Origin of the sequence: Rheinheimera pacifica, from assembly GCF_900108485.1 — a bacterium.
GTDB lineage: Bacteria > Pseudomonadota > Gammaproteobacteria > Enterobacterales > Alteromonadaceae > Alishewanella > Alishewanella pacifica.
The window spans coordinates 1-5,434 of the sequence record NZ_FNXF01000035.1 but is presented as its reverse complement, the minus strand read 5'-3'; the positions used below and the strand labels follow the sequence as shown (position 1 = coordinate 5,434).

The 5,434-nt window shown below is 53.9% G+C and carries 6 protein-coding genes; 4 read left to right on the top strand and 2 right to left on the bottom strand.

The window, feature by feature from the left end:
• From lspA to cueR, 4 genes are all read left to right on the top strand, one after another.
• Positions 1-277, top strand: a 277-nt coding sequence (gene lspA / locus BLW68_RS20710) for a signal peptidase II (RefSeq protein WP_092797166.1), incomplete at its 5' end; no start/stop codon positions are given.
• A gap of 21 nt (positions 278-298) precedes the next feature.
• Complete coding sequence (locus tag BLW68_RS20705) at positions 299-1,588, top strand: ISL3 family transposase (protein ID WP_092797164.1); 1,290 nt, start codon at positions 299-301, stop codon at positions 1,586-1,588.
• A 145-nt stretch (positions 1,589-1,733) separates the two neighbouring features.
• Positions 1,734-4,103 carry a heavy metal translocating P-type ATPase gene (locus BLW68_RS20700; protein WP_092797162.1) on the top strand — a complete coding sequence of 790 codons (2,370 nt, stop codon included), beginning with the start codon at positions 1,734-1,736 and terminating at the stop codon, positions 4,101-4,103.
• 10 nt (positions 4,104-4,113) lie between these two features.
• Positions 4,114-4,518, top strand: coding sequence for a Cu(I)-responsive transcriptional regulator (gene cueR / locus BLW68_RS20695; protein ID WP_092797160.1), 405 nt, complete (start codon positions 4,114-4,116; stop codon positions 4,516-4,518).
• Between the two features lie 67 nt (positions 4,519-4,585).
• Here cueR and BLW68_RS20690 read toward each other — a convergent pair whose 3' ends face one another.
• Complete coding sequence (locus BLW68_RS20690) at positions 4,586-5,092, bottom strand: DUF411 domain-containing protein (RefSeq protein WP_092797158.1); 507 nt, start codon at positions 5,090-5,092, stop codon at positions 4,586-4,588.
• A 20-nt stretch (positions 5,093-5,112) separates the two neighbouring features.
• A partial coding sequence (locus BLW68_RS20685) for a YybH family protein (protein WP_092797099.1) occupies positions 5,113-5,434 on the bottom strand: 322 nt, incomplete at its 5' end.

Sequence of the window (5,434 nt, the reverse complement as noted above, 5' to 3'; positions counted from 1 at the left end):
GGTCTCGATTTTTCTGATCAAGCTGATCCTTGAAAATCGTCATAAAGGAGAAGCCATCGCTTACAGTCTTATCCTCGGTGGCGCCATGGGCAACCTGATTGACCGGGTCTTTCGTGGCTATGTTGTGGATTCCTTTGATTTCTATTGGCGAGACTGGCATTGGCCGGCCTTCAACCTGGCTGATATTGCAATTGTCCTCGGTGCCTTACTTTTCGTTTCCGGCAGCTTTTTGGGTAAAAAAACAAACACCAATGCCGAGTCGGATGGATCTGACTGAAACCTTCGCCTATACAACACCATGACCGAACTTCCCGACAACATCCTTCACCTGCCGCAATACCAAGTACTGGGCTGCAAAACCACCGACGACGACATGCACTTCCAAGTGGACGCGCCCGATCCCATTGCCTGCGAAGAATGCGGAGTGCAGGGTGAGTTCGTGCGGTTCGGCAAGCGTGATGTTCCCTATCGTGATCTGCCCATCCACGGCAAGCGGGTCACCCTCTGGGTGGTCCGCCGCCGGTACACCTGCCGGGCCTGCAAGACAACCTTCAGGCCCCAGCTACCGGAGATGGTGGACGGCTTCCGTATGACGCTGCGGCTGCATGAATACGTGGAGAAGGAATCCTTCAACCACCCCTACACCTTCGTGGCGGCACAGACAGGTCTGGACGAGAAGACGGTACGCGACATCTTCAACGCCCGCGCCGAGTTCCTGGGGCGCTGGCACCGCTTCGAGACGCCCCGCATTCTGGGCATCGACGAGCTGTACCTGAACAAGCGCTACCGCTGCATTCTGACCAACATTGAGGAGCGAACCCTGCTCGACCTGCTGGCTACCCGCCGTCAGGACGTGGTGACCAACTACCTGATGAAGCTGAAAGACCGGCAGAAGGTCGAGATCGTCAGCATGGACATGTGGAACCCCTACCGGGCAGCGGTCAAGGCCTTGCTGCCACAGGCCCGCATCGTGGTCGATAAGTTCCATGTGGTACGCATGGCCAACGATGCCCTGGAGAAGGTGCGCAAGGGCCTCAGAAAGGAGCTGAAACCCTCCCAGAGCCGAACCCTCAAGGGCGACCGGAAGATCCTGCTGAAACGCGCTCACGAAGTTTCAGATCGGGAACGGCTGATCATGGAGACCTGGACAGGCGCATTCCCGCAACTGCTGGCCGCCTACGAGCACAAGGAACGCTTCTATGGCATCTGGGACGCCATCACACGGCCCCAGTCAGAAGCCGCCCTGGACGAGTGGATAGCCACCATTCCGAAAGGCCAGAAGGAAGTCTGGAGCGATCTGGTCAGGGCAGTGGGAAACTGGCGCGAAGAGACCATGACCTACTTCGAGACGGACATGCCCGTCACCAACGCTTACACGGAGTCGATCAACCGACTGGCCAAAGACAAGAACCGTGAAGGGCGTGGTTACTCCTTCGAGGTGATGCGGGCACGAATGCTCTACACCACGAAGCACAAAAAGAAGGCACCCACTGCGAAGGTCTCTCCGTTCTACAATAAAACCATCGGTTACGGACTACCGGACTTCGCAGAGGAGCTCAACTACGGGGTCGATCTATCAACCATCTGAGGGTGGTACCGAGTAGGTGGGGCAAGAGCACCCCATCAACCATTTAATCCGAATAGCCTTTTTTTGAAAGTTGTTTGACCTTGCCATAATGGTAAGGTTTAACCTTGTTATGCCTGATAACATTTCTCAACCTGGAGTTACGGATATGGCAGCAACAATACAACTTGCAATAAAGGGCATGACCTGTGCGTCCTGCGCGAATCGGATTGAAAATGCACTGCGCGCTGTGGCCGGCGTGACCTCAGCCAGCGTCAACCTGGCGACAGACATGGCAACGGTAGCAGGCGATGCCCGCTTTGCTGAGCTTAGTGCGGCGGTAACCAGTGCTGGCTATGAACTAGAAACGGTTAACCGGCAATATGCGGTAAAGGGTATGACCTGTGCGTCTTGCGCCGGCCGGGTGGAAAAGAGCCTGTTAAAGGTGTCTGGTGTGCTAAGCGCTTCAGTAAACCTGGCCACAGAGCAGGTAAGCCTGACCCTGTTACCCACCACAGAAGACAGCGCCCTGAAACAGGCCGTTGCCGATGCTGGTTATGAGCTGGTTCTCAGCCAGGCTTCACCTGAGGCTCAAAACTCCCCAGCTCAACCACTACGTTTTTATCAGCGCGACAGCTGGCCAGTGATCGGTGCTGCCTTACTTACCCTGCCATTAGTTTTGCCAATGGTTGGCATGCTGTTCGGTGCCGACTGGATGTTACCGCCGCTATGGCAATGGCTTTTGGCCACACCGGTACAGTTCTATTTCGGCGCCCGCTTTTACAAAGCCGGCTGGCATGCACTTAAAGCGGGCACCGGCAATATGGATTTGCTGGTGTCAATTGGTACTAGTGCCGCTTATGGTTTATCGCTCTATCTGTGGTACAGCTTTGATGGGCATCATGGCGCACCACACCTGTACTTTGAAAGTGGCGCGGCAGTATTAACCCTGGTGCTGCTGGGTAAGTTGCTGGAGAAACGCGCCAAGCGGCGTACTACCGATGCGCTGCAAGCGCTGGAAAACTTAAAACCGACATCAGCGAGGGTCTGGCGCAATAATAGTTGGCACAGTATTGCAGCGGCTGAGCTGGTTAAAGGTGATCGCATTCAGGTGCTGCCAGGAGAACGGATACCGGCCGACGGCATAGTGACAGAGGGCAGCAGCCACGTGGATGAGGCACTAATCAGCGGCGAAAGTGTGCCGCTGCATAAAACCTCTGGCGATAAAGTGACGGGCGGTTCGGTTAATCTCGATGGCCGGCTCGAGTTTGAGGCCAGCGCCTTAGGTGCAGAATCCACCTTGTCAAAAATTATCCGCTTGGTAGAGCAGGCTCAGGGCGCGAAAGCACCAGTACAAGCCCTGGTGGATAAGATAAGCAGTATCTTTGTACCGGTAGTACTGCTGGTCGCCTTAGCCACCGTGCTGATTTGGGGCCTGGCGTTTGCCGATTGGCAGCAAGGTATTCTTAATGCCGTAGCGGTATTGGTTATTGCCTGTCCCTGTGCTTTGGGTCTGGCCACTCCAGCGGCCATTATGGCCGGTACCGGCACAGCGGCGCGCCAGGGTATTTTGGTAAAAGATGCTGTCGCGCTGGAGCAAGCGACAAAAATTGATTATGTCGTATTTGATAAAACCGGCACTCTCACCGAAGGCAAGCCGGTATTAACGCAGCTGAACGCGCTTAACAATGAAACCGAGCTGGCCGCATTGGCGTATGCGTTGTCACAGTACAGCGAACACCCACTGGCCAAAGCCATTGTTAGCTATGCTATCAACCACAATGTCGATTTATTGGCAGTATCGGATTTTGCTGTAGTGGCCGGAAAAGGCGTGAAAGCTAACGTCAAAGGCCGTGCGGTAATGCTGGGCTCGGGTAGCTGGATGCGGGAGATGGGGCTGACATTACCGCAAGACCTTATCGCAGTACCGGGCGCTTCGGTATCCTGGTTGGCAGAAAAAACTGATCAGGGCACGACATTACTCGGTTTGCTGTGTTTTGCTGATAAAGCCAAAGCCCAGGCAAAAAATGCGGTACATAAATTACAAGCTGCCGGTATTCAGGTTGCTATGTTAACGGGTGATTCAACGGCTAGCGCCGAGTATGTCGCCAAAGAGCTGGGGCTGGACAATTTTGACGCCGAAGTGCTGCCGCAGGGTAAAGCTGAAGCCGTAGCGGCCTATCAGCAGCAGGGTTATAAAGTGGCGATGGTGGGCGATGGCATTAATGATGCCCCCGCTTTGGCTCAGGCTGATTTAGGTATCGCGATGGCAACAGGTACCGATGTTGCTGTAAGTGCGTCTGCATTTACGCTGATGCGTGGCGATCCGGAACTGGTAGCGACAGCTCTGCTATTGGCAAGTGCAACCTACCGCAATATTCAGCAAAATCTGTTCTGGGCCTTTGCCTTTAATACCATCGGTATACCGCTTGCAGCGATGGGTTTTTTAAACCCTGTATTGGCCGGAGCAGCAATGGCGTGTAGCAGTGTGCTGGTGGTAACCAATGCCCTGCGTTTGCAACGCATGTCTTTTAAATAAGGAGCGATATATGGCGACCTTACTAACCATTGGTGATGCGGCAAAAGCGAGTGGCTTAAGCGCCAAAATGATCCGGCACTATGAGCAATCCGGTTTGCTTAGAAGATCGCCACGTACTGATGCAGGTTACCGGCTTTACAACAGTGAGCAAATTAACCAGCTACGTTTTATTCGTCAGGCGCGCAGCCTGGGGTTTTCGTTACACGATATCCAGTCGCTGCTGGAATTATGGCAAGACCCACGGCGCGAAAGCCGAGCGGTAAAACAGCTGGCTCAGCAACACCTGAATGAAATTACCAGCAAAATTGCCGAGCTGCAGCATATGCAGCAGGTGATGACGGAGCTGGCGGACAGCTGCCGGGGCGACGGTAGTCCGCATTGTCATATTTTGCAGCAACTGGCGAAACCCAACTGACATTATCGTGCTTCAATAAAAAAACACCACTTTTAAAGTGGTGTTTTTTTGAAGCGCCTATTATTGGCTACTGCATCGAAGCATCGCTGATGTGCGCGTAGACGCTGGCGCTGCCATCTTTGTGTAGTAACAAAATGTCGTACGGCATAAAGCGGTCTTCTACTTCCATGCCCGGTGATCCGAGCGGCATTCCCGGTACACTCAGGCCAATTGCATCCGGGTGCGACTCAGCAAGAAATTTCCGGATGTATTTAGCAGGGATATGGCCTTCAAAGGCATAGCCCTGCTCCGATACGGCGGTGTGACAGGAATAATACTGTGGCGTGATGCCATAGCGCTCTTTTATGCCGCTTAGATCATCATAGTCTTTCGTCTGTGCAACCACTCCCTGCTGTTCAAGGTGCGATACCCACTTTTTACAGCAACCGCAGCTTGGCGTTTTGTATACCGTGAGGGTTAGTGCTGCTGCACTGTCGGGCACAGCTGTAGTTTCCGGTTTAGCCGGGCCGGCGTCTTTACAGCCGGCCAGTAACGCAGTAGCTACCAACACAACCGCTGCCAGAGTTAGCTTCATAGTGATCTCCTGCTGTTGTCTTAGTGCGACCAGTGCACATGCACGATCTTCCAACCGGCGCCTGTATCTACCAGCACCAGCGTTTCTTTACTGATAACGTCAACCGGCTTGCCTTTATAGTCGCCAGTCAGTTGGCTACGGCTAACCGAATAGGCCACCTTGCCCAGCACCTTGGTCTGATGCTCCAGCGCTTCTACCTTTACCGCCGCCATAAATTTCATATCTGCCAGCATATGATGACTGGCATACTCTTCAGCGGAGCGCTCTACGCCATTACCTTCGACAATCAGCACGTCATCTGCCAGCATGGCGCGCACCGCTTTGGCATCGCCAGCGCGTAAC

Coding starts and splice junctions, on each gene's coding strand:
- cueR (WP_092797160.1), top strand. CDS start 4,114: ATGGCGACCTTACTAACCATTGGTGATGCGGCAAAAGCGAGTGGCTTA.
- BLW68_RS20700 (WP_092797162.1), top strand. CDS start 1,734: ATGGCAGCAACAATACAACTTGCAATAAAGGGCATGACCTGTGCGTCC.
- BLW68_RS20705 (WP_092797164.1), top strand. CDS start 299: ATGACCGAACTTCCCGACAACATCCTTCACCTGCCGCAATACCAAGTA.
- BLW68_RS20690 (WP_092797158.1), bottom strand. CDS start 5,092: ATGAAGCTAACTCTGGCAGCGGTTGTGTTGGTAGCTACTGCGTTACTG.